This window comes from Cupriavidus sp. 2SB, assembly GCF_005503625.1.
Classification (GTDB): domain Bacteria; phylum Pseudomonadota; class Gammaproteobacteria; order Burkholderiales; family Burkholderiaceae; genus Cupriavidus.
The window spans coordinates 87,901-110,000 of record NZ_SCMX01000010.1 but is presented as its reverse complement, the minus strand read 5'-3'; the positions used below and the strand labels follow the sequence as shown (position 1 = coordinate 110,000).

General features: G+C 63.9%; 19 protein-coding genes and 1 tRNA gene. 10 read left to right on the top strand and 10 right to left on the bottom strand.

Annotation, left to right across the window (positions count from 1 at the left end; genetic code table 11):
- Positions 1 to 8: 8 nt before the first annotated feature.
- Positions 9 to 1,040, top strand: coding sequence for a lipopolysaccharide heptosyltransferase I (gene waaC, locus FFS21_RS07290; RefSeq protein WP_137924239.1), 1,032 nt, complete (start codon positions 9 to 11; stop codon positions 1,038 to 1,040).
- On the opposite strand, the gene FFS21_RS07285 is transcribed toward waaC, so the two are convergent.
- From FFS21_RS07285 to FFS21_RS07265, 5 genes are all read right to left on the bottom strand, one after another.
- The gene (locus tag FFS21_RS07285) at positions 972 to 2,174 is read right to left on the bottom strand and encodes a c-type cytochrome (RefSeq protein ID WP_137924238.1); all 1,203 of its coding nucleotides are present in this window, start codon (positions 2,172 to 2,174) and stop codon (positions 972 to 974) included. The two genes, waaC and FFS21_RS07285, sit on opposite strands and share 69 nt — an antisense overlap.
- 159 nt (positions 2,175 to 2,333) lie before the next feature.
- The gene (locus tag FFS21_RS07280) at positions 2,334 to 3,122 is read right to left on the bottom strand and encodes an ABC transporter ATP-binding protein (protein WP_137924237.1); all 789 of its coding nucleotides are present in this window, start codon (positions 3,120 to 3,122) and stop codon (positions 2,334 to 2,336) included.
- Entirely contained in the window at positions 3,116 to 4,153 is a 1,038-nt protein-coding gene (locus FFS21_RS07275; protein ID WP_137924236.1) for an ABC transporter permease, read from the bottom strand. Before FFS21_RS07275 ends, FFS21_RS07280 begins: the two co-directional genes overlap by 7 nt.
- 13 nt (positions 4,154 to 4,166) lie before the next feature.
- On the bottom strand, positions 4,167 to 5,177 hold the full coding sequence (locus FFS21_RS07270) for an ABC transporter substrate-binding protein (protein WP_137924235.1): 1,011 nt from the start codon (positions 5,175 to 5,177) through the stop codon (positions 4,167 to 4,169).
- 43 nt (positions 5,178 to 5,220) lie between these two features.
- Positions 5,221 to 6,312 (bottom strand): LLM class flavin-dependent oxidoreductase, encoded by a 1,092-nt coding sequence (locus FFS21_RS07265; protein ID WP_137924234.1) that lies wholly within the window; start codon positions 6,310 to 6,312, stop codon positions 5,221 to 5,223.
- 182 nt (positions 6,313 to 6,494) lie between these two features.
- Between FFS21_RS07265 and FFS21_RS07260 the strand changes: the two genes are divergently transcribed.
- From FFS21_RS07260 to FFS21_RS07245, 4 genes are all read left to right on the top strand, one after another.
- Positions 6,495 to 7,703, top strand: a complete 1,209-nt coding sequence (locus FFS21_RS07260; RefSeq protein WP_137924233.1) for an acyl-CoA dehydrogenase family protein — start codon at positions 6,495 to 6,497, stop codon at positions 7,701 to 7,703.
- Between the two features lie 90 nt (positions 7,704 to 7,793).
- Positions 7,794 to 8,420: a cysteine dioxygenase family protein gene (locus tag FFS21_RS07255; RefSeq protein ID WP_137924232.1), complete on the top strand. Its 627-nt coding sequence runs from the start codon at positions 7,794 to 7,796 to the stop codon at positions 8,418 to 8,420.
- The gene (locus FFS21_RS07250) at positions 8,417 to 10,018 is read left to right on the top strand and encodes a rhodanese-related sulfurtransferase (protein ID WP_137924231.1); all 1,602 of its coding nucleotides are present in this window, start codon (positions 8,417 to 8,419) and stop codon (positions 10,016 to 10,018) included. The genes FFS21_RS07255 and FFS21_RS07250 overlap by 4 nt, the downstream gene beginning before the upstream one ends.
- Before the next feature lie 198 nt (positions 10,019 to 10,216).
- Positions 10,217 to 10,810, top strand: a complete 594-nt coding sequence (locus tag FFS21_RS07245) for a DUF6932 family protein (protein ID WP_171020340.1) — start codon at positions 10,217 to 10,219, stop codon at positions 10,808 to 10,810.
- Between the two features lie 165 nt (positions 10,811 to 10,975).
- Here FFS21_RS07245 and FFS21_RS07240 read toward each other — a convergent pair whose 3' ends face one another.
- From FFS21_RS07240 to FFS21_RS07220, 5 genes are all read right to left on the bottom strand, one after another.
- The gene (locus FFS21_RS07240) at positions 10,976 to 11,434 is read right to left on the bottom strand and encodes an MEKHLA domain-containing protein (RefSeq protein WP_137924230.1); all 459 of its coding nucleotides are present in this window, start codon (positions 11,432 to 11,434) and stop codon (positions 10,976 to 10,978) included.
- Between the two features lie 180 nt (positions 11,435 to 11,614).
- A tRNA-Val gene (locus FFS21_RS07235) sits at positions 11,615 to 11,689 on the bottom strand.
- A 117-nt stretch (positions 11,690 to 11,806) separates the two neighbouring features.
- Positions 11,807 to 12,544 (bottom strand): DNA polymerase III subunit epsilon, encoded by a 738-nt coding sequence (dnaQ, locus tag FFS21_RS07230; protein WP_137924229.1) that lies wholly within the window; start codon positions 12,542 to 12,544, stop codon positions 11,807 to 11,809.
- Between the two features lie 79 nt (positions 12,545 to 12,623).
- Positions 12,624 to 13,061: a ribonuclease HI gene (gene rnhA / locus FFS21_RS07225; protein WP_137924228.1), complete on the bottom strand. Its 438-nt coding sequence runs from the start codon at positions 13,059 to 13,061 to the stop codon at positions 12,624 to 12,626.
- 27 nt (positions 13,062 to 13,088) lie between these two features.
- Positions 13,089 to 13,895, bottom strand: a complete 807-nt coding sequence (locus FFS21_RS07220) for a class I SAM-dependent methyltransferase (RefSeq protein WP_137924227.1) — start codon at positions 13,893 to 13,895, stop codon at positions 13,089 to 13,091.
- 10 nt (positions 13,896 to 13,905) lie between these two features.
- Between FFS21_RS07220 and gloB the strand changes: the two genes are divergently transcribed.
- The 5 genes from gloB to FFS21_RS07195 all read left to right on the top strand — a co-directional run bounded on the left by gloB (position 13,906) and on the right by FFS21_RS07195 (position 22,100).
- Entirely contained in the window at positions 13,906 to 14,715 is an 810-nt protein-coding gene (gene gloB, locus FFS21_RS07215; protein WP_137924226.1) for a hydroxyacylglutathione hydrolase, read from the top strand.
- A 128-nt stretch (positions 14,716 to 14,843) separates the two neighbouring features.
- Positions 14,844 to 16,517: a transglycosylase SLT domain-containing protein gene (locus tag FFS21_RS07210; protein WP_137924225.1), complete on the top strand. Its 1,674-nt coding sequence runs from the start codon at positions 14,844 to 14,846 to the stop codon at positions 16,515 to 16,517.
- Between the two features lie 147 nt (positions 16,518 to 16,664).
- A complete protein-coding gene (locus tag FFS21_RS07205) occupies positions 16,665 to 17,639 on the top strand; it encodes a glycerophosphodiester phosphodiesterase family protein (RefSeq protein WP_171020339.1) in 975 nt (324 codons plus the stop codon).
- A 96-nt stretch (positions 17,640 to 17,735) separates the two neighbouring features.
- Complete coding sequence (locus FFS21_RS07200; RefSeq protein ID WP_137924224.1) at positions 17,736 to 19,625, top strand: propionate--CoA ligase; 1,890 nt, start codon at positions 17,736 to 17,738, stop codon at positions 19,623 to 19,625.
- 147 nt (positions 19,626 to 19,772) lie between these two features.
- Complete coding sequence (locus tag FFS21_RS07195; RefSeq protein WP_137924223.1) at positions 19,773 to 22,100, top strand: bifunctional salicylyl-CoA 5-hydroxylase/oxidoreductase; 2,328 nt, start codon at positions 19,773 to 19,775, stop codon at positions 22,098 to 22,100.

Genomic DNA, 22,100 nt, shown 5'->3' with positions numbered 1-22,100 from the left:
GCCCTTTCATGAAGCGCATTCTTCTCATCAAGATCACCTCGCTGGGCGACATGGTCCACACCCTGCCGCTGCTGCACGACCTGCGCCGTGCCTATCCCGAGGCAAAGATCGACTGGGCGGTTGACGCCTCATGTGCCGATATTCCGCGCTGGGCTATCGGTGTAGATCGCGTCATCGCGCCGCCGCTGCGGCAGTTCAACAAGAACGGCCGCAAATGGAAAGACCTGCGCGGCATCCTCTCCGCAGTGCGCGAACTTCGTCGCGAACGCTATGACGTAGCAATCGACGTCCACGGCGTGATGAAGAGTGCGATTGTTGCGCGCCTGGCCCGCACGCCGCGCCGCCTCGGTTATGCCGCGGAATACCTCGGCGAGTCGAAGGCCGTGTTTGCCTACACACAGATCTACGGGCCGCACGGCGACGCCAACTGCCGCCAGAAGATGCGGATGGTGGTGGCCAATGCGCTGGGATACGAGATCGAGCCGCAAGAGACGCCCGAACTCAATGTGCCTGCACCCGCCGTGCCGCTTCATACGGACGGTGTGCCGCGCGCCACGCTGTTCCATGCCACGTCGCTCGACATCAAGAAATGGCCGCAGGCCAACTGGGTAGAGATTGGCCACGTGCTGGCGCGGCGCGGCTATCGCGTGGAACTGCCGTGGGGTTCGCCCAAGGAGCAGGCCGAAGCGCAGGCGCTGGCCGCCGCGATTCCGAATGCGGAAGTGCTGCCGCGCATGTCGATCACCGAGTGCGCGCAGCGCGTGGATGCCTCGTCGCTCGTCGTCGGCATGGACACCGGCTTCGTGCATCTGGCCGATGCATTGGGCAAGCCTACCGTGATGCTGTTCACCGCGACATCGCGTCCGCACTTCGGCGTGGATCGCCCGGGCCATGCCGTGTCTGTGGGCGACAACGGCAAGCCGCCTTCGGTTGATGAAGTGCTGGCTGCGATCGACAGCGTGACGCTGGCATCAGTGAACAAAGCCGCCCTGCACGAAGCGAACGGGCTCGGCATCCATTCGCAGCAGCAGGGCGGTTAGTCCATCCGCTTGCGACGTCTTCCGCGCCATCTGCGTGATTTGCGCGACCTGTCCTGCGGTGCAGAGCAGGTCGTCCTGACCCCATTCGTTTTGCTTTCCTGATCCGCCTGAACTTCGCGCGCGCAACCAGCCGTTGCGATCCGCAAGAAAAGCCGTGCCCGCCAGTGTCGATGTATCGACACCCGCCAACTGGGCAAACACCTGCCAAGCATTGCGCGATGAAGCCACGCAGCCCGCACGGAATGCCGGCACATCGACCAGCGGCTGCCCATCACGCGTCACCAGCAGCGTGACAAAGCGCGGGTCTTCCAGCGGCAGCGTGGATGCCGCGCCATCGAATGCCACCACGCGCACGCGTTGCTGGCCGCGCCAGTCCGCAAGCGAGCGGGGCGGCGCTCCCGTGCATTGAATGGATACATTCGGGAGCTGCAGTGGAATCGGCCAGTTGCCTTGCATCGCTGCGCCAGTGCCGGCAGCCAATGTCTTCAGGTAGTCGATAACGGCCCAGGTCTGCGTGTCATCGATATCGTTGCCAAAGGCGGGCATGGTCATGCGGCCCCGCGCGTCGCGCATGCCAGCCACGATATGCCAGTACAGTTCTCCTTCGGCGCGACGACCCAACAGCGGACTCGCAAAGGTCGGTGGCCAGGTGGATAAGCGCGCCGACTGCGCCCCTTCGCCGCGACCATCGTCGCCATGACATGCCACGCAGTGCGTCGCGTAGATGCGCGCGCCCGTGGCAATTGCATCGACGGAGAACTGGGTCGGGCTGCGATGGAAGCTCGTCGGCGCAGCGGCTGTCAGCAGCAGCGCAGGCGAAGGCCACGGCGCGATCACCAATGCCAATGCACCTGCGCCGAGACAGGCCAGCCGACGACGACGCCATAGCAGCGCCAGCGCCACGCAAAGCAGCGCGAAGGCCACCGCGAGCAGACTCCACGCCAGTTGCCGCGCAAGACCGAGATCGATCAGCAGTGTTTCGCCAGCAATGCGTCGCGCCCACGGCCATGCGGGCTGGCCATGCACTTCATCGGTCAGGCCCAGTAAATGCCAGAGTTGCAGCAGACCTAACTGGGCCTGTTGCAACAGCGTCAGTAGTGCGTTGAGCCACGCTTGCGGAGGTGGCGCGCTCATGGCTCACCCACTCGCGGGAGAGGGGAGTCGTCCAAAGGCGTTCCATTGACTCGTGGTTGTCGCCCCTCTCCCGCTGTGCGGGAGAGGGGCGGGGGAGAGGGCAGGAGGGTGTGCTTGCCGACCACATCGCAATGTTCAGTCACGCGCGGAACAACCGGCTTACCAGCTTGCATCGAGACCCAGATGGCGCAGCGCCTCGTGGCGTAGTTCGGTCAGGCGCGGATCGCCACGGTGGCGCGGGTAGGGTAGATCCACCTTGATCTCGGCGGTGATGCGCGCGGGGCGTTGGCTGAACACGATGACGCGCTGCGCCAGGAACAGCGCTTCTTCCACGTCGTGCGTGACGAGCAGCGCCGAGAAGCCGGCGCGCTGCCAGAGATCCACAAGGTCACTCTGCATGGCGAGCCGCGTCAACGAATCGAGCTTGCCGAGCGGTTCGTCGAGCACCAGCAGGCGCGGATCATTGACGAGCGCACGCGCCAGCGCCACGCGCTGCGCCATGCCGCCCGAGAGCTGATGCGGAAACGCTTGCGCGAAGCCTTCCAAGCCCACGCGTCGCAGTGCGGCATCCACACGATGGCCTTCGCGGCGCAACAGTCCGCGCGCTTGCAGACCCAGTGCGACGTTGTCGCGCACGCGTCGCCACGGGTAGAGCGTTGGGTCCTGGAACACGACGATGCGCGAGGGGTCGGGCCGATCGATCGGCACATCGTCCTGACGGATCTGCCCTGACAGTGGCGTCTCCAGCCCCGCCACGAGTCGCAGCAGCGTGGATTTGCCGCAGCCGCTGGGACCGAGCAATGCCACGAATTCACCGGGTGCCACTTGCAGATTCACACTATCGAGCACGGGCAGTTGCGCATCGCCATCGCCAAATGCATGACTCACTGACTGAATATCGATGCGCGCACCGGCCGAAGCATGGGTGTCTTGAACGACCGCTACCATTTGACGGTTCCTTTCTGCCACGACAGCGCGCGGTCGCGCACCGTGAACAGCAATGTGATGACGCCCGAGAACAGCAGTGCCATGACGATCAGGGCGGCATACATGTTCACATACGAGGCCCAGCCCTGCGCCCAGGTCAGATACCAGCCAAGGCCGGACTTCACGCCCATCATCTCGGCGGTGACGAGCACGGAGAACGATGCGCCCAATCCCATGAACAGGCCGACGAATACCTGCGGCAACGCGGCCGGAATCGCCACGCGCAGCACGAGGAACCATTCCGATGCACCCATCGTGCGCGCCACGTCGTAGTAGCTCTTGTTCACACCCGCCACGCCGGACCACGTCAGCACTGCAACGGGAAACGCCGTGGCCAGTGCGATCAGGAACACGGCCGCCGAATAGCTCGACGGGAAGAAGTAGAACGTGAGCGGCAACAGTGCGGTGGATGGCAACGGCCCCAGCACGCGCAGCACCGGATGCACCCAGTAACCGATGCGGCGCGACCAGCCGATCGACACGCCGATCAGAAAGCCGACCACACCGCCATACGCCACACCGAGACCGAGCAGCTTGACCGTGTTGAGCACGCTGTCTCCCAGGCGTCGCCAGTCGTCGACATAGACTTCGATCAATGCCTGCGGCGGCGCGAAGAACGGCGTGGGCAGCGACGCGGTCTTGGCCGTGAGGATTTCCCAAGCGGCCAGAATCACGGGGAGCGCAATCAGCCACGGACCGGCCTTGCGCAAACTTTCGCGAAAGCGTTGCAGCGCAGGCACGTAGCCGCCGAAGAGCGCCACAGCAAGCAGCGCACCCGCGACGACGAGCACGGCAATGCCGAGTTCCTCGGTATAGGCCCAGTCCGTGAAGCCCGCCACCTTGTTGGGCCAGCGCCATGTGATGGCGCCGAACGCGGCCCATGCCATTGCAGCCACGATGCCGATGGGCCATGCACTGCCGGGCACGCGCCGCGTGGCGGCTGGCGTGCCTTGCAGCAAGGGCGTGTCGATGGTTTGCTGACTCGTCGTCATGAGCGTTACCCCGTCAGGCCAGTACGTTTGCATAGACATGTTGCGCCAGGCGCTTCACGTCCGTGGATTTCTTCAGCACGCCGATGCGCTGGAAATCGCCAGCGTAGAACGCGATTTCTTCCTGCAGGTCCACGCCGGTGGGATGGTGCGTATAGGTGAGCGTCGCATAGAGCTTGCGCAGATCCTCGACGCTGATCTTGGGCGAGTACTTGGCGAAGACCTTGGCAGCTTCGTTCGGATTCTCGTTGACGTAGTCCGTGGCCTGCACGATGGCGCGCGCCAGTGCGGCAGCAGTGGGGCGATCGTTGCGCACCAGTTCGCCGCGCGCACCCACCACGCAGCAGACCTTGCGCGCGTACTCGCCGGTGAGGTTCGTCGCGAGTTCGATATAGGCGCCGTTGGTGCGCTTCTCCAGCAGGTAGAGGTTTGGATCGCCATCGGCAATCGCCTGAATCTCGCCCTTGTCGACGGCCACGCCGAGCAGGTCGGCAGGGTACTGGCGCCATGTGATGTCCCGATCCGGATCGATACCATTTTTCGCGAGCAGGATCGTGAAGAAGTGCTTGCCCGGTGCGGCGAGATCGCTCACGCCAACGGTCTTGCCCTTGAGCGACTGCAGGTTGGTCACACCCGCCGCCTTTGCGCCAACAAGCCGCACGCAACCGCCATGCGAGCTGCCGATGATCTTCACGTCGAAGCCCGCTTCGAGCGGCTTCAGCCAGCGGTGGATCATGCCCACTGCCGCATCGGCCTTGCCTGTTGCAATCGATTCGAGCAACTGGTCCGTGGAGCCGCTGTAGTTGATCAGGTCTACCTGTAGCCCATTCTTCTCGAAGAAGCCCTTCTCCTGCGCCACGACGATGGGTGTCAGGCAAAAGGAATTTTGGTTCCACGCGAACGTGACCTTGCGCGGCGCCGACCATGCCTGGCGGCCGAGGATCAGCGCTGGTGCGGCGATGGCGGCGCCGCCGGCTGCGCGCAGCAGTTGCCGGCGCCGTGCGTCGGGTGATGTCGATTGGCTCATGATTTCCCGCTCCCCGTTTTGTTGTGGGTGATGTTGGATGTGATCAGGCGGCGCGCTTGTTCGATGCCGCATCGCGCTGGGCCACCAGTTCGCGCACACGCGGAATGAGTTCGCGGCCATAGTCGATGGCGTCTTCGAGCGGATCGAAACCGCGAATCAGGAATGTGGTGACGCCCAGGTCGTAGTAAGCCAGCAGCGCATCGGCTACCTGCTCGGGCGTGCCAACGAGACCCGTGGAATTCGAACGTCCGCCGGTCTCACGCGCGATGGCCGTCCACAAGCGTTGATCGACGCGGTCGCCTTGTTCTGCCGCCGCGAGAAGCCGGCGTGCACCTTCGCTTTGTTGCGGACCTCCTCGGCTGTATCCGGCCTGCACACGCAGCGCTCGCGTGCGTTCGAGGATGCTGTCGGCGCGCTGCCATGCCTTGTCCTCGGTCTCGGCGAGCACTGGACGGAACGACACCGAGAAGCGCACCTCGCGGCCATGCTTCGCGGCTTCGGCACGCACGCGTGTCGTGAGATCGCGCACCTGGTCGAGCGATTCGCCCCACAGCGCGTAGACATCGGCATGTTTGCCAGCCACCTGCAGTGCAGCTTCCGAGGCGCCACCAAAATAGATCGGCACGTGCGGACGCTGAGCGGGCTTCACTTCAGAGAACCCGCGCTCGAATCGGTAGAACTCGCCCGCGTGATCGAACGGCTGCGGCTCGGTCCAGATGCGACGCAGGATGCCGAGATACTCGTCAGTGCGTGCATACCGCTGATCGTGATCGAGATAGTCACCATCGCGTTTCTGCTCGTCGTCCGAACCACCCGAGATGAAGTGCACGCCGAGCCGGCCACCGCTGAACTGATCGAGCGTGGCGATCTGCCGTGCAGCCAGCGTGGGCGATGTGAAGCCGGGCCGATGGGCCAGCATGAAGTGGATGCGCTCGGTGACAGCGGCGGCGTACGCAATCGTCAACGTGGCCGATGGGCCGGTGGAGTGGTGCGGCACCAGCACGCGATCGAAGCCGGCCTGCTCGTGTGCCTGCGCAAAGGCACGCACGTAATCCCGATCGACCACGGGCCCGGTGGGCGAATGGATCTCGGATTGCTTCTGGCTTTGGATCATCCCGATGAAGTCGACGCTCATGCCCTTTCTCCTGGTGCGTGAAATGGGAAGAACGTACGCCTGCGGGCCGTGCGCCCGAACGAATAAAAACGCCGGTCCTTATTCGATAAAAACCGTCGCTCGATATGCGATATGCGTCGTTTTCCGGGGCGAGGGGCGGCGGTACGCTATGTGGCGATTGATCTGCTCCCCCAAGGAACTCCATGTCTGCGTCATCCCTGCACCGCCTGCCGACGCCCGCCGCGCGGCTGGACGATGTGCTGGCCGAACTGGCCGCTCGCTTTGCCTCCACTGCTTCGGCCCACGATGCCGATGGCAGCTTTCCGCACGACAACTTTGCGCTGCTGCACCAATATGGCCTGATCGCCCATACCGTGCCGCTGGCCCATGGCGGCGCTGGTGCGGGACTGGCCGAGGCGCGACGCATCATCGCCGCCGTAGCTGGCGGCGACCCCGCCACGGCGCTGGTCCTGACGATGACTTACCTGCAGCACCGCTCCATCGGCCGTGCCGATTCGCGCTGGCCGGAAGCCGTGCGCCAGCAAGTGCTGCGCAGCGCCGTGGAGGAGGGCGCGCTGATCAACTCGCTGCGGGTAGAACCCGAACTGGGATCGCCGTCGCGCGGTGGATTGCCGGGCACCGTTGCCACGCGCGTGGGCGATCGCTGGCGACTGAGCGGCCACAAGCTCTACACCACCGGCATTCCGGCGCTGCGCTGGCTGGCCGTATGGGCGCGTACGCACGAACCGGAGCCACGCATTGGCATGTTTCTTGTGCCGAAGCCCGACGCCGAGACGCCCGGTATTCGCGTGATCGAAAGCTGGAACCATCTTGGCTTGCGTGCCTCGGGCAGCCACGAGACGGTGCTCGAAGACGTATGGATTCCGTTCGAGAACGCCGTGGATATCCGCGCGCCGGAGGCGTGGGCACCAGCAGGGGCGAGCCAGGCCGATATCGACGCAAATACTGACCAGCAGGCATGGATGGTGACGTTGCTCGGCAGCCTCTACGACGCCGTGGCACGCGCAGGCTTCGACTGGATTCGCCAGTTCGTGCAGGAACGCGCACCGGGCAGCGTCGGCAAACCGCTGGCCACGCTGCCGCGCGTGCAGGAATCGATTGGCGAGATGGCCGCGCTGCTGCGCGCCAACGCGGTGTTGCTCGACGATGCTGCGACGCGTACCGATGACGGCACACCGCCCTCGGTCAGCGACGGTGGCCTGCTCAAGTTCACCGTGACATCGAATGCGATCCGGGTGCTGGAACTGGCGCTGCAACTCTCGGGCAATCATGGCCTGAGCCGCAACAATCCGCTGGAGCGGCACTATCGCGATGTGCTCTGCAGTCGCATCCATACCCCGCAGAACGACGCCATCCTGACCGCCGCCGGCCGCACGGCGCTGGGCTTGTGAGGACATCCGCAAGGCAACAACGGGCGCGCCTTCGTGCTAAGGTTGTGGGCGATTCGTCCACAGATGGCGAACGTGCTCCGGAGACAAGACATGGCTGAGACATTGCTCACTGCGCAGACATCGACACTGACGCCGCTGCGCGACTTCATTACCGGCTTGTCGGCGCTGCTCGACCAGCAGCCCGACGAGGCGCGCATCCTCGACGAAGGCGGCCAACTGCTCGCGCGCCTGGTGGCCCGCGACGACTGGCTGCCCGATGCCTACGCACAACCCCATCCCGAGTATTACCAGCAGGTGCTGCTGCACTGCGATTCGGCTGAGCGATTCTCGATTGTCAGCTTTGTCTGGGGACCGGGGCAGCGCACGCCAATCCACGATCACACGGTATGGGGCCTGATCGGCATGCTGCGCGGCGCCGAGTATTCGCAGCCGTACGCAATCGATGCCGAGGGCGTGCCACGTCCGCATGGCGACGCCGTTCGGCTGGAGCCCGGTCACGTGGAAGCGGTATCGCCAACCGTAGGTGACATCCATCGCGTCCACAACGCGTTCGACGACCGCGTATCGATCAGCATCCATGTGTACGGCGCCAACATCGGCGCGGTGCGCCGCCATGTCTATCCGGAATCGGGCGGCACCAAGCACTTCATCTCCGGTTATTCCAACTCCACCCTGCCCAATCCGTGGGACCGCTCCAAGGACCCCATCGCGTCATGACTGCCACTACCCAAACGTTTCCGACCACGACCAGCCTCGCGGTGCGTCAGGCATTGCTCGACCGCACCGAGATCGCGCTGATCGACGTGCGCGAGGAAGACCCGTTCGCCCAGGAGCATCCGCTCTGGGCTGCGAACTTCCCGCTGTCGAAGATTGAATTGGAAGCCTGGACACGTATTCCGCGCCGCGACACCCGCATCGTGATCTACGGCGAGCGTGATGGCGAGGATCTCGCACCGCATGCGGCGTTGAAGCTGCGCGAACTCGGCTACACGGATGTGTCCCTGCTCGATGGTGGGTTGGCTGCATGGATTGCCGCGGGCGGCGAAGTATTCCGTGACGTGAACGTGCCCAGCAAGTCGTTCGGGGAACTGGTGGAGGCCAGGCGCCATACGCCATCGCTGTCCGCGCAGGAAGTGCAGGCGCTGATCGACAGCAAGGCTGACGTGGTGATCGTCGATGCGCGACGCTTCGACGAGTACCAGACGATGAACATTCCCACATCCACAAGCGTGCCGGGCGCGGAACTGGTGCTGCGCATCCGCGAACTCGCACCGGACCCAAAGACCAAGGTGGTGGTGAACTGCGCAGGCCGCACGCGCAGCATCATCGGTACGCAATCGCTGGTCAACGCGGGCATTCCGAATCCGGTGGCTGCGCTGCGCAACGGCACTATCGGCTGGAAGCTGGCGGGACAGAAGCTCTCGCATGGCGCCAGCCGCCGCGCACCCGTGGAGATCGATCCCGCGAACCGCGCACAGGCACGCGAAGGTGCACGCGCGATTGCCAGCCGTGCTGGCGTGCGACGCATCGCATTCGATGCACTGTCATCGCTGGATTCACCGGAGCGCACCGTCTATCGCTTTGATGTGCGGACACCCGAGGAATATGCAGACGGCCACCTGCCAGGCTTCACCAGCGCACCGGGCGGCCAGCTCGTGCAGGAAACCGATCACCAGGCACCCGTGCGCGGCGCACGTATTGTGCTGGCCGATGATGATGGTGTGCGCGCAGACATGAGCGCATCGTGGCTCGCGCAGATGGGCTGGGAAGTCTATGTCGTGGAGCCGGTCGATGATGCGCGACGCAGCGAGCGCGGTGTACCTGCCGCCCAGCGTCCGGCTGCACCCGAGGTCGCAACCATCGCCCCCGCCACGCTGGCCGGCTGGCTCCGCGAAGGCGACGTGGCCGTGATCGATGTCACGGCTAGCGCCAATTACGTGAAGCGCCATATCCCCGGCGCATGGTTCGCCATCCGCGCCCAGCTGAAGCAGGCACTGCAGGCGATTCCGCCCGCACGATGCTATGTGCTGACATGCGGCTCCAGCCTGCTCGCGCGCTTCGCTGCCATCGACCTGCAACGACTCACATCGTCAGAAGTCTTCGTACTTGAAGGCGGCACCGCAGCGTGGGCCGACGCGGGCTATCCGGTGGAGCAGGGTGAAACCAACCTCTCCGTTCCCCGCACAGACCGCTACCGCCGTCCGTACGAAGGCACGGATAACGCAGCGGCCGCCATGCAGGCGTACCTCGACTGGGAATTCGGATTGATCGCCCAGCTTGATCGGGACAAGACGCACTTCTTCGAAGTGGTCTGACGCCGAACGTGATGCAATGAATGAAGGCGTCCCGTGCAATGCGGGACGCTTTGGCACAGCTGCCACAGAAATATGGCAGTTGGACACACAAGTTTACTTGGCCCCTGTGGTGTGTTCGATGCAGCATTGATGCATCGAAAAAAACACGGCGCCGCCGCCCGATATGGATGGCTAGCGCCGGTAACTCAGGGTCAATGAATGAACTTCGTCCAGATACCGGCATGGAATGACATGCTGGTGCTTCCGCCTGTGAATGATGGCAACGCTGCAAGTGCGGATCGGTCGCCGTACGAGGTGTCGCTTCTCTCGTTTGTACGCCGGTTTGCAACCACGCCAGCGCGTTGCACAATTCTGCGGGGGCTGCTTGAGTTCAGGCAGTCGATACACGAGGCCGGTATTACCGCGGGTTTTCAGTGGGTGGACGGAAGCTTTGTGGAAGACGTCGAGGCGCGCTATGGCCGAGGGCCAAGAGATCTCGATGTGGTGACGTTTGTTTTGAGCCACGAATCTGGCGACCCGCAACAGATACCTCCCAACTTGTTAGACCTTGAACGACTGAAATCCAGTTTCGCCGTGGACAACTATTGGGTGCAATCCCGCAACGAACGCGCCTTGGTAAAGGCGACCACGTATTGGTACAGCATGTGGTCGCATCGCCGTGATCGGCAATGGAAGGGGTACGTGCAGTTGGACCTCGATGCGGAATTCGACCGCGCTTCATTGGCCGAATTGAGAGAGGTCGAGACACACCTGCACAAGTCAGCCCTTCAAGCCCGCTTCCCTGACCACTAAAGGATGACTGCAATGATCGACGAACGAATCTGGTGGCTCGCGGATGAGCGAGCCGTATTGAATCTGATCAACGACTGGCCCGAGGGGAGTGCCACGCGAATCAGCTTCGAGTACAGACTGCGCGTGATCCGCGGCAAGCTCGCTGAGATCGACGCTCGCAGTAACTCACAGATCCCGAGTCCGCGGAATGATCACGGCCTGCCCGTGTAGCACCCCATCGGTATCGATCATCTGCCACAGCGTTGCCTCCTCGATCATGAAGCGGCTGCCGTCCTTGGTGATCCGCACGCCTTGATAGCCTGCTTCATAACCAAGCCGTTGCACACGCTCAAGAAAGCGCTGCCGTTCCTCGCGATTGGGCGCCTCGGCGGATAGTCGCGAAGGCAGACGCGTGATCTCGTCCCAGTCGTAGCCAAAGCGACGCTGCGCCGCCTTGTTGCCATAGACAAAGACCGGGTCCGGCGCAGTGTTGTGAGCGAGGATCGCGAACGGTGCCTCTTCGTAAAGCCACGCCGCAGCTTCGTTGGTCGGAAGAGGGTGAGGCACTAGCCGTTTGCCAAGCAGGCGTTGATAGCTGCCGGCAAGCAGTTCGTAGAAAGCGGGGTCGTGGTGAAGCGGAAGCAAGGGAAAACCTCGGGTTGGAGAGCGCGTGGATTGAGATCGTAAATCGACGACGCGGTTCCTGGAGGTCAGGGAAAGGTATGAGGCGGATGTCTCATGCGATCCGCCCAAAAAACAAAAAACCCGGAGAGCTCGTCAGCTTCCGGGTTCTCGGCAACGTAAGGCGTTGCTCACCAGATATTCTGGTGGGTGGTACAGGGATTGAACCTGTGACCCCTGCCGTGTGAAGGCAGTGCTCTACCGCTGAGCTAACCACCCCTTTCTGCTTCGTCACCGTTGTTGCTGGTGTCGTGCAGCGGAGAAACGAGATTATGCCGATGGGCCTGTATCTTGTAAAGCCCTTTTTTGGACTTTCTTCGAGAAATTGACTCGGCCTTACTGAACCGTCGCGCCGGTGGGGACTTCGGAAGGGATTTCGATCTTCCATACGGTCTTGCCGCCGCTGGCCTTGTCGAGGTCCTTGAGGACGCTGGCGTGGGCCGAAACCTCCGCTTCGTTGGCAAGCAGCACGGGCAGCGTAAGGACGGACAGGTCAGCCGTGGTGCGGGTTTCGCCCTGGGCGGCGCTGGTGTCCAGCGCATCGATGACCAGCGAGTTCTGGCCGCGCGTCATGGCCAGGTAGACCTCGGCCAGAATTTCGGCATCGAGCAGTGCGCCGTGCAGCGTGCGGTGCCCGTTGCTGACGCCGAGACGGTCGCAGAGGGCGTCGAGCGAGTTTCGCTTGCCGGGAAACATGGTGCGGGCTTCACGCAGCGTGTCGATCACGTTGCCGGCGTGCGAGCGGAACGACGGTAGTCCTTCGCGCTGGAACTCCATGTCCAGGAAACCCAGGTCGAACGACGCGTTGTGAATGATCAGCTCCGCGTCCTGTACGTATTCGCGAATCTGGTGAACGACTTCCGAGAACTTCGGCTTGTCGGCCAGAAAGGCGGCGGTGATGCCGTGGATGGCCACAGCTTCCTCGGGCACATCGCGCTCCGGGTTGACGTAGAAGTGCAGGTGGCGGCCGGTCAGGCGGCGGTTCACCATTTCCACGCAGCCAATTTCGATCAGGCGATCGCCGGTGGCTGGGTTCAGGCCGGTGGTTTCGGTGTCGAGAACGATCTGTCGCATGGGGCGGGATTGTAAACGGTCGGCAGGGGAGGCGAAAATTCAGGCGCGTCGCGGCGGGGCTTCCCGTCGCTCGGTGCGCTCAGGCGTTCAGCGATTCCACACCGCGATTGGCCAGGCGGTCGGCGCGTTCGTTGCCGGGGTGACCGTTGTGGCCGCGCACCCAGTGCCATGAGATGGTGTGTGGCTGGCGGACCTCGTCAAGGATCTGCCAGAGGTCAGCGTTCTTGACCGGTTTCTTGTCGGCCGTCTTCCAGCCGCGCGCCTTCCAGCCAGTGATCCACTCGCTGATGCCCTTCTGCACGTACTGGGAATCCGTATAGATATTGACGATGCACGGCCGCTTGAGCGCGCGCAGGGCCTCGATCACGGCCATCAACTCCATGCGGTTGTTGGTGGTGGGGCTCTCGCCGCCGAACAGTTCCTTCTCGTGTTCGCCGGAGACAAGCACGGCGCCCCAGCCGCCCGGGCCAGGGTTGCCCTTGCAGGCGCCGTCGGAGTAGATCGTAATTTCTTGCATTGCTGAATGTTGGAACCTGACTGGAACCTAGATACTCGAGTCAGGCGTGGTTGTCCGGGTCTTGCCGTGTGTGCCGGTGGGGGTTGCCACGGGAGCCGCCACTGGCTTGAGGGCGGGTTTGGCGGTTTTCCAGCTTGGGCCTACGAGTCGGATGTTCTTGACGCGCTTGACGGCCGAAATCATGTAGACAGAGCCGAAGATCGGCCACCAGCGGTCGCCGGCCTTTTCCATGAACGCCGCGCGCTGCAGCCAGCGGTCGGTCCGGTAGGGCGGGCAGTAGCAGCCGAAGCTGCCGCCGTCGATCTCGAAGCCCAGCAGCTTGAGCCAGTCCTTGATACGGACGAAACCGGTGGTTTGCGCATCGCTGGGCAGGAACGGCGTGGCGCCCAGCCGGTTCAGGCCCTGCCGGGCGCCCCACAGGCTCATGGGGTTGAAGCACGTGACGATCACCCGGCCTTCGGGCATCAGCACCCGAGAGACCTCGCGCAGGACTTCGTGCGGGTCCTCCGAGAATTCAAGCACGTGCGGCAGCGTCAGCAGGTCGATACTCTGCGTTTCGAATGGCAACTCGTCGAACCGGCACAGCAGTTGCCGTGCATCCGGGTGGGTCTGGCGCGGCCCGTGGGGTCCCGCCCGGCCGTCGAGCGCAAGTGCCGAAAACGGCATGCGATTCTCGCGCAAGGTGTCGATATGGGGCAGGCCCAACTGCACGGCGTGGTATCCGAAGATGTCCGCGACCGTCCGGTCGTATTGCTGCGCCTCCCACCGGAGCATGTATTGCCCGGGCGGTGAAGCGAGCCATTCTTCCCAATCTATAATCGCTCGGTTGGACATAGGAGCACACATGTTGAAAGTGGAGCCGATCCCCGCATTCCAGGACAACTATATCTGGGCCATCCATGACGGGCATAGTGCCGCGGTCGTGGACCCGGGCGAGGCCGCGCCCGTCCTGCGCTTTCTGGCACAACACGGTCTGGCACTGGGCGCTATTGTAATCACGCATCACCATGGAGATCATCAGGGCGGCGTGGCCGACCTGCTGGAAGCACATCCTGCAGGTCCAGAGGGTGCGCCGGTTCCGGTCATCGGACCCGCGGGCGAGCGCATTGGCCACCGTACCCAGGCCGTCCGCGAAGGCGACTTCGTGACGCTGCGGCATCCGGCTGCCACCTTCCGCGTGCTGGACGTGCCGGGGCACACCGCCGGCCATGTCGCCTACACGGCGGATGCGGCCGGGTTGCCCGGCGCCGGGCCGGCGGTCTTCTGCGGCGATACGCTGTTCGCCAGCGGCTGCGGGCGACTGTTCGAAGGCACACCGGCGCAGATGCTGACTTCGCTGGACAAGCTCGCCGCGCTGCCCGCCGAGACCAAGGTCTACTGCGCTCATGAATACACGCGCAGCAACGTGCGCTTTGCCCAGGCCGTGGAGCCAGACAATGCCGACCTGGCCGCATGGTCGGCGCGCGTCGACGCGCTGCGTCAGGCCGACATTCCCACGGTGCCCACCACGGTTGGCCAGGAGCGGGCCGTCAATCCGTTCCTGCGCTCCCGCGACGCCGCCGTCCGACGCGCCGTGGCTGGGCAGGGCGGCGATGTCAGCAACGATGCCGCGGCATTTGGGGCGCTGCGTGGATGGAAGGACAACTTCCGCTAGGCATGTTCGCCTTCCGTCCTGCGGGCGAGGGCCGCACCAAATTGCATCTTGGGGAAAATCTCATTGACGCCAACTCGGCTTTTCCATAGGATCAGCCCACATTTTTGGCGTCACTTTCAGAGAACTTAATGCGATTTGGTCGATTTCTGGCGGTAATTGCGAGTGCCGCGCTGCTTGCAGCGTGCGCCGGCACTCCCAATCCGCCTGCCGGCGAGATGGCCGGTACGCCGACCGCCCTGGAATCCGGTCCGAAGAAGGACCCGCTCAACACCCTCAACAGCACAGGTAGCGCCGGCATCCTGCCCGGCACCGCGGTGGTCAACGTGGACCAGACCAGTGTCGACTGGCTGCGTGGCCCGTCCACCGATATCTGGGACCGGATCCGCAAGGGTTTCGGAATGCCTGACCTCGAAGGCACGCTGGTCGATGATCGCACGCAGTGGTACGCGGCGCGTCCCGACTATATGGAACGGATGGTGGGCCGGTCGAGCCGCTACCTGTACCACATCGTGGAGGAGCTCGAACGGCGCAAGATGCCCACCGAGCTGGCATTGCTGCCGTTTGTCGAGAGCGCTTTCAACCCCCAGGCGGAGTCAACGGCCAAGGCCGCGGGCATGTGGCAGTTCATCCCGAGTACGGGCAAGAGCTACAACCTCAAGCAGAACATGTTCCGCGACGAGCGGCGCGATGTGCTGGCGTCCACCGACGCCGCGCTCGACTACCTCTCGCGGCTCTATGACATGTTCGGGGACTGGCATCTGGCGCTGGCGGCCTACAACTGGGGTGAAGGGGCCGTGTCGCGCGCTATTGCGCGCAATCAGGCGCGCGGGCTGCCCACGGACTACGCCAGCCTGACCATGCCGAACGAGACGCGGTACTACGTGCCGAAGCTGCAGGCGGTCAAGAACATCATCGCCAACCCCGCTGTCTACGGCGTGCGGTTGCCGGGGATTCCGGACCATCCGTACTTCGTCACGGTCACCACGTCACGCGATATCGACGTGGCGCTGGCGGCCAAGCTGGCCAATATGCCGCTGGACGAGTTCAAGGCGCTGAACCCTTCGTTCAACCGCCCGGTCATCCTGGGCGCGGCCAATCCGCAGATCCTGCTGCCGTTCGATAACGCCGAGCGGTTTCAGTACAACCTGAACACCTACCGTGGCGGCCTGTCGAGCTGGACGGCGTTGACAGTGGATAGCCGCGAGCGGGTCGAGTCGCTGGCAGCGCGTCTCAATGTCGATGTCGACACCTTGCGAGAGATCAACCGCATTCCAAAGGGCATGCGGCTCAAGCCCGGCTCGACGGTGATGATTCCGCGCTCGGACCGGCATGACCAGGACATCAGCGCGTCGCTGGTGGATACCGCGATGCTGGCCGTGGAGCCCGACGTGCCGGACGCCAAACGCGTGGTGGTCAAGGCCGGGCGGCGTGACACGGTGTCGTCGGTGGCGCGCCGCTATGGCGTGAGCACACGGCAGGTGCAGTCGTGGAACAAGCTGTCGGGCAGCAAGCTCGTGGCGGGGCAGAGCCTGGTGCTGATGCTGCGTCCGAACTCGGCGGCAGCGGCGCGGGCCGAGCGTGGCGACGATGGGGATGATGCGCCCCGGGCTGCGGCGCGCGGCAAGAGCCGGGCGGTCGCGAAATCGTCGAAGTCCACGAAGGTTGCCGCAGAACCCCGCAAGCGCGCCGTGGCCGAAGCCACGCCACGCAAAACGGCCAGCAAGACATCGGAAAAGTCGTCGAGCAAGGCCCCGGCTGCGACCAAGTCCACAGCCAAATCGGCCAAGGGTCATACGCGCTAAGACGCGCCGGGTGTCTGCCGGGCGGACCGATGTGACGGCATCCTGTCCTGCCAACGTGGCGGGACAGGATGTGCATTGACACATCTCAAGGATATTCGTCAACGAAGCAAAGGAAGATGACAGGTTTCCATCCTCCTGCTCATCTCCATGTCCCTGTTCCGAATCCTGCTGGGCATGCCACTCATCGTGGCCTGCCTTGGTGCCGCGTGCGACAACGGTAACGACGACACCACCTCGCCAATCACCGCCGAGACCGCCGCGCCCAAGCTGGTGGCTCATCGCGGCGGCACGGCGGATCGCCCCGAGAACACCCTCGTCGCCATCGAATCGGCGCTGGCCCAGCGTGCGGACATGATCTGGCTGTCGGTGCAGGTCAGCGCCGATGGCGTGCCGGTACTGTACCGGCAGGCTGCGCTGGAGTCTCTGACCAACGGGACTGGCAAGGTCGCCGACTGGCCGGCCGCGACGCTCGCGCAACTGAACGCTGGCTGGCAATTTGCCGAGACCAGCGCCGACGGCATCAAGCAGTATCCGTATCGCACCCGCCCCGTCGGCATTCCCACCTTGCGCCAGGCACTGCGTCTCATACCTGCGGAAGTGCCGATCATTCTCGATATGAAGGCGATGCCCGCCGCTACGCAGACTGCTGCCGTGGCGCAAGTGTTGGCGTCCGAGAACGCCTGGGGTCGTGTACTGATCTACTCCACGGAGCAGGACTACCAGCAGACGTTTGCACAGTGGCCTCGCGCCCGAGTATTCGAATCGCGCGATACCACGCGAGGCCGGCTGGTGAGCGCGACATTGGGGCAGGCATGCAGCACACCGGCCCCCGCATCGGGCACCTGGGCAGGATTCGAACTGCGCCGCAAGGTGGAAGTGGTCGAGACCTTCACGTTGGGGGAGGGGCGGTCATCCGTGGACGCCTTGTTCTGGACTCCGGCATCGGTCAAATGCTATCGCGCCAAAGGGGCGGCGAACCTTGTGGCCTTCGGTGTCAACGATCAGGCGGCGTACTGTGACGCCAAACGGCTGGGCCTCGATGCGGTCATGGTAGATTCTCCAGAAAAGATGGACGGCATCCGTGCCAAGGTGGTGAAGAACCCGGAGGTTTGCGGTAATTAGCTGCAAGCCAGACGCTTCCGAGACTGCACTGCTGGCAACGCCGCTGCCATCCGCACCGCATTCCACACATAGATATAGAAGCGGAGGAGACACATCATGACGGCAAGCCGTGCGCTGCACGCGCGTTCCCTGTCCGACAAGGCGGGATTCTGGGCCGAGCAGGCTGCGAGGATCGACTGGGAGACGCCTTTCGAGCGCGTGCTCGACGACAGTCGTCCGCCGTTCGCCCGCTGGTTCGTCGGCGGGCGCACCAATATCTGCCACAACGCGATCGATCGGCACCTCGCCGAGCGTGCGGATCAGCGCGCGTTGGTTTACGTCTCCACCGAGACCGATGCGGAGCGCACATACACCTACCGGGAACTGCATGACGAAGTGACCCGCATGGCGGCCATCCTCCAGGGGCTGGGCGTGCAGCGCGGAGACCGCGTGCTGGTCTACATGCCGATGATTCCCGAAGCGATGTTCGCGATGCTGGCCTGCACGCGCATTGGCGCCGTGCACTCGGTGGTGTTCGGCGGGTTTGCGTCAGTCAGCCTGGCGGCGCGCATCGACGATGCGAAGCCAAAGGTCATCGTCAGCGCCGACGCCGGATCGCGCGCCGGCAAGGTGGTGCCGTACAAGCCGCTGCTCGACGAAGCCATCCGGCTGGCCGGTCATCACCCCGAGAAGGTGCTGCTGGTGGATCGCGGACTGGCCGAGATGCCACGCACCGCCGGGCGCGACGAAGACTATGCAGCGTGGCGCGACAAGGTGGCCGGTCAGGACGTGCCGTGCGTGTGGATGGAGTCGAGCGAGCCCTCGTACGTGCTCTATACCTCCGGCACCACAGGCAAGCCCAAGGGCGTGCAGCGCGACACGGGCGGCTATGCCGTGGCACTGGCGACCTCGATGGAGTACATCTTCTGTGGCAAGCCGGGCGACACGATGTTTACCGCGTCGGACATCGGCTGGGTGGTGGGACACAGCTACATCGTCTATGGCCCCTTGTTGGCCGGCATGACCACGGTCATGTACGAAGGCACGCCGATCCGTCCCGACGGCGGGATTCTGTGGAAGATCGTCGAGCAACATGGCGTGAACCTGATGTTCAGCGCACCCACGGCCATTCGCGTGCTCAAGAAGCAGGACCCGGAACTGCTGCGGCGCCACGACCTGTCGAGCCTGCGCCTGCTGTTCCTGGCCGGCGAGCCACTGGACGAGCCCACCGCGCGATGGATCCAGGATGGGATCGGCAAGCCCGTGGTGGACAACTACTGGCAGACCGAGTCCGGCTGGCCGATCATCGCGATCCAGCGCGGCGTAGAGGCGTTGCCGTCCAAGCTCGGCTCGCCGGGAGTGCCGGCCTATGGCTACGACCTGCGGATCGTCGACGAGGTGACCGGCCAGGAATGCGCGCCCAACCAGAAGGGCGTGGTGGCAATCGACTATCCACTGCCACCGGGCTGCATGACCACGGTCTGGGGCGACGACGACCGCTTCCTTCGCACGTACTGGCAGGCGGTGCCGAATCGGCAGTGCTATTCCACATTTGACTGGGGCGTGCGCGACGAAGATGGCTATGTCTTCATCCTGGGCCGCACCGATGACGTGATCAACGTGGCCGGTCACCGGCTGGGCACGCGCGAGATCGAGGAAAGCCTGTCATCGCATCCGGGTGTGGCCGAGGTGGCCGTGGTCGGCGTGCAGGATGCATTGAAAGGGCAGGTAGCGCTGGGGTTCTGCATTCCTCGCGATGCCAGCCGAACCGGCACCGATGCCGACCGCATGGCTTTCGAGGGCGAACTGATGAAGACCGTCGATCAGCAACTGGGCGCCGTCGCGCGCCCTGCGCGGGTCTATTTCGTCAATGCGCTGCCAAAGACACGTTCGGGGAAGCTGCTGCGGCGGGCGATCCAGGCCGTGGCCGAAGGCCGTGATCCGGGTGACCTGACCACGATCGAGGACCCCACGGCGCTGGAGCAGGTGAAGGCGGCGATCGGGTAACAAAGTGGCGCGCCCCCTCCTAAGATGAAGGGGGCGCGGAAAACCTACTTGCCAACCGTCATCATGCGGCCTAATATTTGAAGCATAAAATATTTAACCTTGATGTAGAGGCCGTCAACGCACTTTAGACGGCAAGCAGGAGACAAGATGCGCGTGCTTTGCATAGGCGGCGGCCCGGCCGGCCTCTACTTCGGATTGCTGATGAAATTGCGGGACCCGTCCCGTGACGTAGTGGTGGTCGAACGCAATCGGCCTTACGACACTTTCGGCTGGGGCGTGGTGTTCTCCGACGCGACGCTGGAGAACCTGAAAGTGGCGGATCCGGTCAGCGCGGCCGAAATCAACGCGGCGTTCAACCACTGGGACGATATCGACATCCATTTCGGCGGGCAGACGATTCGCTCCGGTGGTCACGGCTTCATCGGCATCGGTCGCAAGCGTTTGCTGAACATTCTTCAGGCGCGGTGCGAGGCACTGGGCGTGCGGCTGGTTTTCGAGACCGATGCCACCGACGACCAGGCGCTGGCCCGGCAATACAACGCCGATATCGTGGTGGCCTCGGACGGCATCAACAGCCGCATCCGCACCCGCTACGCCGCAACCTTCGAACCCGATATCGATACGCGCCAGTGCCGCTTTGTCTGGCTAGGCACGCACAAACTGTTCGACGCGTTTACCTTCGCGTTTGAAAAGACCGAGCACGGCTGGTTTCAGGCGCACGCCTATCGGTTCGATGACACGACGTCGACCTTCATCGTGGAAGTGCCGGAACGCGTGTGGCGCGCCGCTGGCATCGAGGGCATGAGTCAGGAAGAGGGCGTGGCGTACTGCGAGAAACTCTTTGCGCGCTACCTCGACGGACACAAGCTCATCAGCAACGCCACGCACCTGCGCGGCTCGGCCAACTGGATTCGCTTCCCGCGCGTGATCTGCCGACGCTGGGTTCACTGGAATACGCTGGCCGATGGCCGTCGCGTGCCGGTGGTGCTGATGGGCGATGCCGCGCACACCGCGCATTTCTCGATTGGCTCGGGCACCAAGCTGGCACTGGAGGATGCGATTGACCTCGCCAATGAAATCGACCAGCGGGGCGCAGCCGGGGTCGATCAGTTGCCCGATGCACTGACGCGCTACGAAGCCACGCGCAGCGTGGAAGTGCTCAAGATTCAGAACGCCGCGCGCAACTCGACCGAATGGTTCGAGAACGTCGAGCGCTATGCAGGTATGGCGCCCGAACAGTTTGCGTATTCATTGCTGACCCGTTCGCAACGAATTTCGCACGAGAACCTTCGCGTGCGCGATGCGGAATACGTCGAAGGGTTTGAAGCATGGCTGGCAGGCGGCAAGACCCTGCCGCCGATGTTCACGCCGTTCCACATGCGTGGCGTCACGCTCAAGAATCGCGTGGTGGTCAGCCCGATGGCGATGTACTCGGCCATCGATGGCGTGCCCGGCGATTTCCACCTCGTGCATCTCGGTGCGCGTGCGATGGGCGGGGCGGGCATGGTGGTGGCGGAGATGACCTGCGTCTCGCCCGAGGCGCGCATCACGCCGGGCTGCCCGGGCCTGTGGAACGACACCCAGCGCGATGCATGGAAGCGCATCGTCGACTTCGTGCACACCAGCAGCGACGCGAAGATCGCCATCCAGCTCGGCCATGCGGGGCGCAAGGGTTCGACACAACTGGGCTGGCAGAAGATGGATTATCCGCTCGCCGAAGGCAACTGGCCGATGGTGTCCGCCTCGGCATTGCCCTACATGCCCGAGATCTCCCAGGTGCCACTTGAGATGACACGCGACGACATGGATCGCGTGCGCGATGACTTCGTGGCCAATGCACGCCGCGCCGCGGAGGCCGGCTTCGACTGGCTGGAACTGCACTGCGCGCACGGTTATCTGCTGTCGAGCTTCATCTCGCCACTGACCAATGTGCGCGAGGACGAATACGGCGGTCCGCTTTCCAATCGGCTGCGCTATCCGCTCGAAGTCTTCGCCGCCGTACGCGGCGTGTGGCCGCAGGATCGCCCCATGTCCGTGCGGATCTCCGCGCATGACTGGGTGGAAGGCGGCATCACAGCCGACGATGCCGTGGAGATTGCGCGTGCATTCAAGGCGGCCGGCGCCGACATGATCGACTGTTCGTCGGGGCAGGTCAGCCCGGATCAGTCGCCCGTGTATGGCCGCATGTACCAGACGCCATTTGCCGATCGCATCCGCAACGAGGCGGGCATTCCGACGATTGCCGTGGGCGCGATTTTCGAGGCCGATCACGTCGACAGCATCATCGCCGCAGGCCGCGCAGACCTGTGCGCCATTGCGCGTCCGCATCTGGCTGACCCTGCTTGGACGTTGCACGAGGCTGCAAAACTCGGCTTCCGCGATGTGACGTGGCCGAAGCAGTACGTGGCCGGCAAGCGCCAACTCGAAACCAACGTGGCGCGCGCGGCATCGTACGCGCAACCGCCGGGGAAGTGA

What these genes read in the sequence shown, in the direction of transcription:
- waaC (WP_137924239.1), top strand. Translation starts at nt 9, where the DNA reads ATGAAGCGCATTCTTCTCATCAAGATCACCTCGCTGGGCGACATGGTC.
- FFS21_RS07285 (WP_137924238.1), bottom strand. Translation starts at nt 2,174, where the DNA reads ATGAGCGCGCCACCTCCGCAAGCGTGGCTCAACGCACTACTGACGCTG.
- FFS21_RS07280 (WP_137924237.1), bottom strand. Translation starts at nt 3,122, where the DNA reads ATGGTAGCGGTCGTTCAAGACACCCATGCTTCGGCCGGTGCGCGCATC.
- FFS21_RS07275 (WP_137924236.1), bottom strand. Translation starts at nt 4,153, where the DNA reads ATGACGACGAGTCAGCAAACCATCGACACGCCCTTGCTGCAAGGCACG.
- FFS21_RS07270 (WP_137924235.1), bottom strand. Translation starts at nt 5,177, where the DNA reads ATGAGCCAATCGACATCACCCGACGCACGGCGCCGGCAACTGCTGCGC.
- FFS21_RS07265 (WP_137924234.1), bottom strand. Translation starts at nt 6,312, where the DNA reads ATGAGCGTCGACTTCATCGGGATGATCCAAAGCCAGAAGCAATCCGAG.
- FFS21_RS07260 (WP_137924233.1), top strand. Translation starts at nt 6,495, where the DNA reads ATGTCTGCGTCATCCCTGCACCGCCTGCCGACGCCCGCCGCGCGGCTG.
- FFS21_RS07255 (WP_137924232.1), top strand. Translation starts at nt 7,794, where the DNA reads ATGGCTGAGACATTGCTCACTGCGCAGACATCGACACTGACGCCGCTG.
- FFS21_RS07250 (WP_137924231.1), top strand. Translation starts at nt 8,417, where the DNA reads ATGACTGCCACTACCCAAACGTTTCCGACCACGACCAGCCTCGCGGTG.
- FFS21_RS07245 (WP_171020340.1), top strand. Translation starts at nt 10,217, where the DNA reads ATGAACTTCGTCCAGATACCGGCATGGAATGACATGCTGGTGCTTCCG.
- dnaQ (WP_137924229.1), bottom strand. Translation starts at nt 12,544, where the DNA reads ATGCGACAGATCGTTCTCGACACCGAAACCACCGGCCTGAACCCAGCC.
- rnhA (WP_137924228.1), bottom strand. Translation starts at nt 13,061, where the DNA reads ATGCAAGAAATTACGATCTACTCCGACGGCGCCTGCAAGGGCAACCCT.
- FFS21_RS07220 (WP_137924227.1), bottom strand. Translation starts at nt 13,895, where the DNA reads ATGTCCAACCGAGCGATTATAGATTGGGAAGAATGGCTCGCTTCACCG.
- gloB (WP_137924226.1), top strand. Translation starts at nt 13,906, where the DNA reads ATGTTGAAAGTGGAGCCGATCCCCGCATTCCAGGACAACTATATCTGG.
- FFS21_RS07210 (WP_137924225.1), top strand. Translation starts at nt 14,844, where the DNA reads ATGCGATTTGGTCGATTTCTGGCGGTAATTGCGAGTGCCGCGCTGCTT.
- FFS21_RS07205 (WP_171020339.1), top strand. Translation starts at nt 16,665, where the DNA reads ATGTCCCTGTTCCGAATCCTGCTGGGCATGCCACTCATCGTGGCCTGC.
- FFS21_RS07200 (WP_137924224.1), top strand. Translation starts at nt 17,736, where the DNA reads ATGACGGCAAGCCGTGCGCTGCACGCGCGTTCCCTGTCCGACAAGGCG.
- FFS21_RS07195 (WP_137924223.1), top strand. Translation starts at nt 19,773, where the DNA reads ATGCGCGTGCTTTGCATAGGCGGCGGCCCGGCCGGCCTCTACTTCGGA.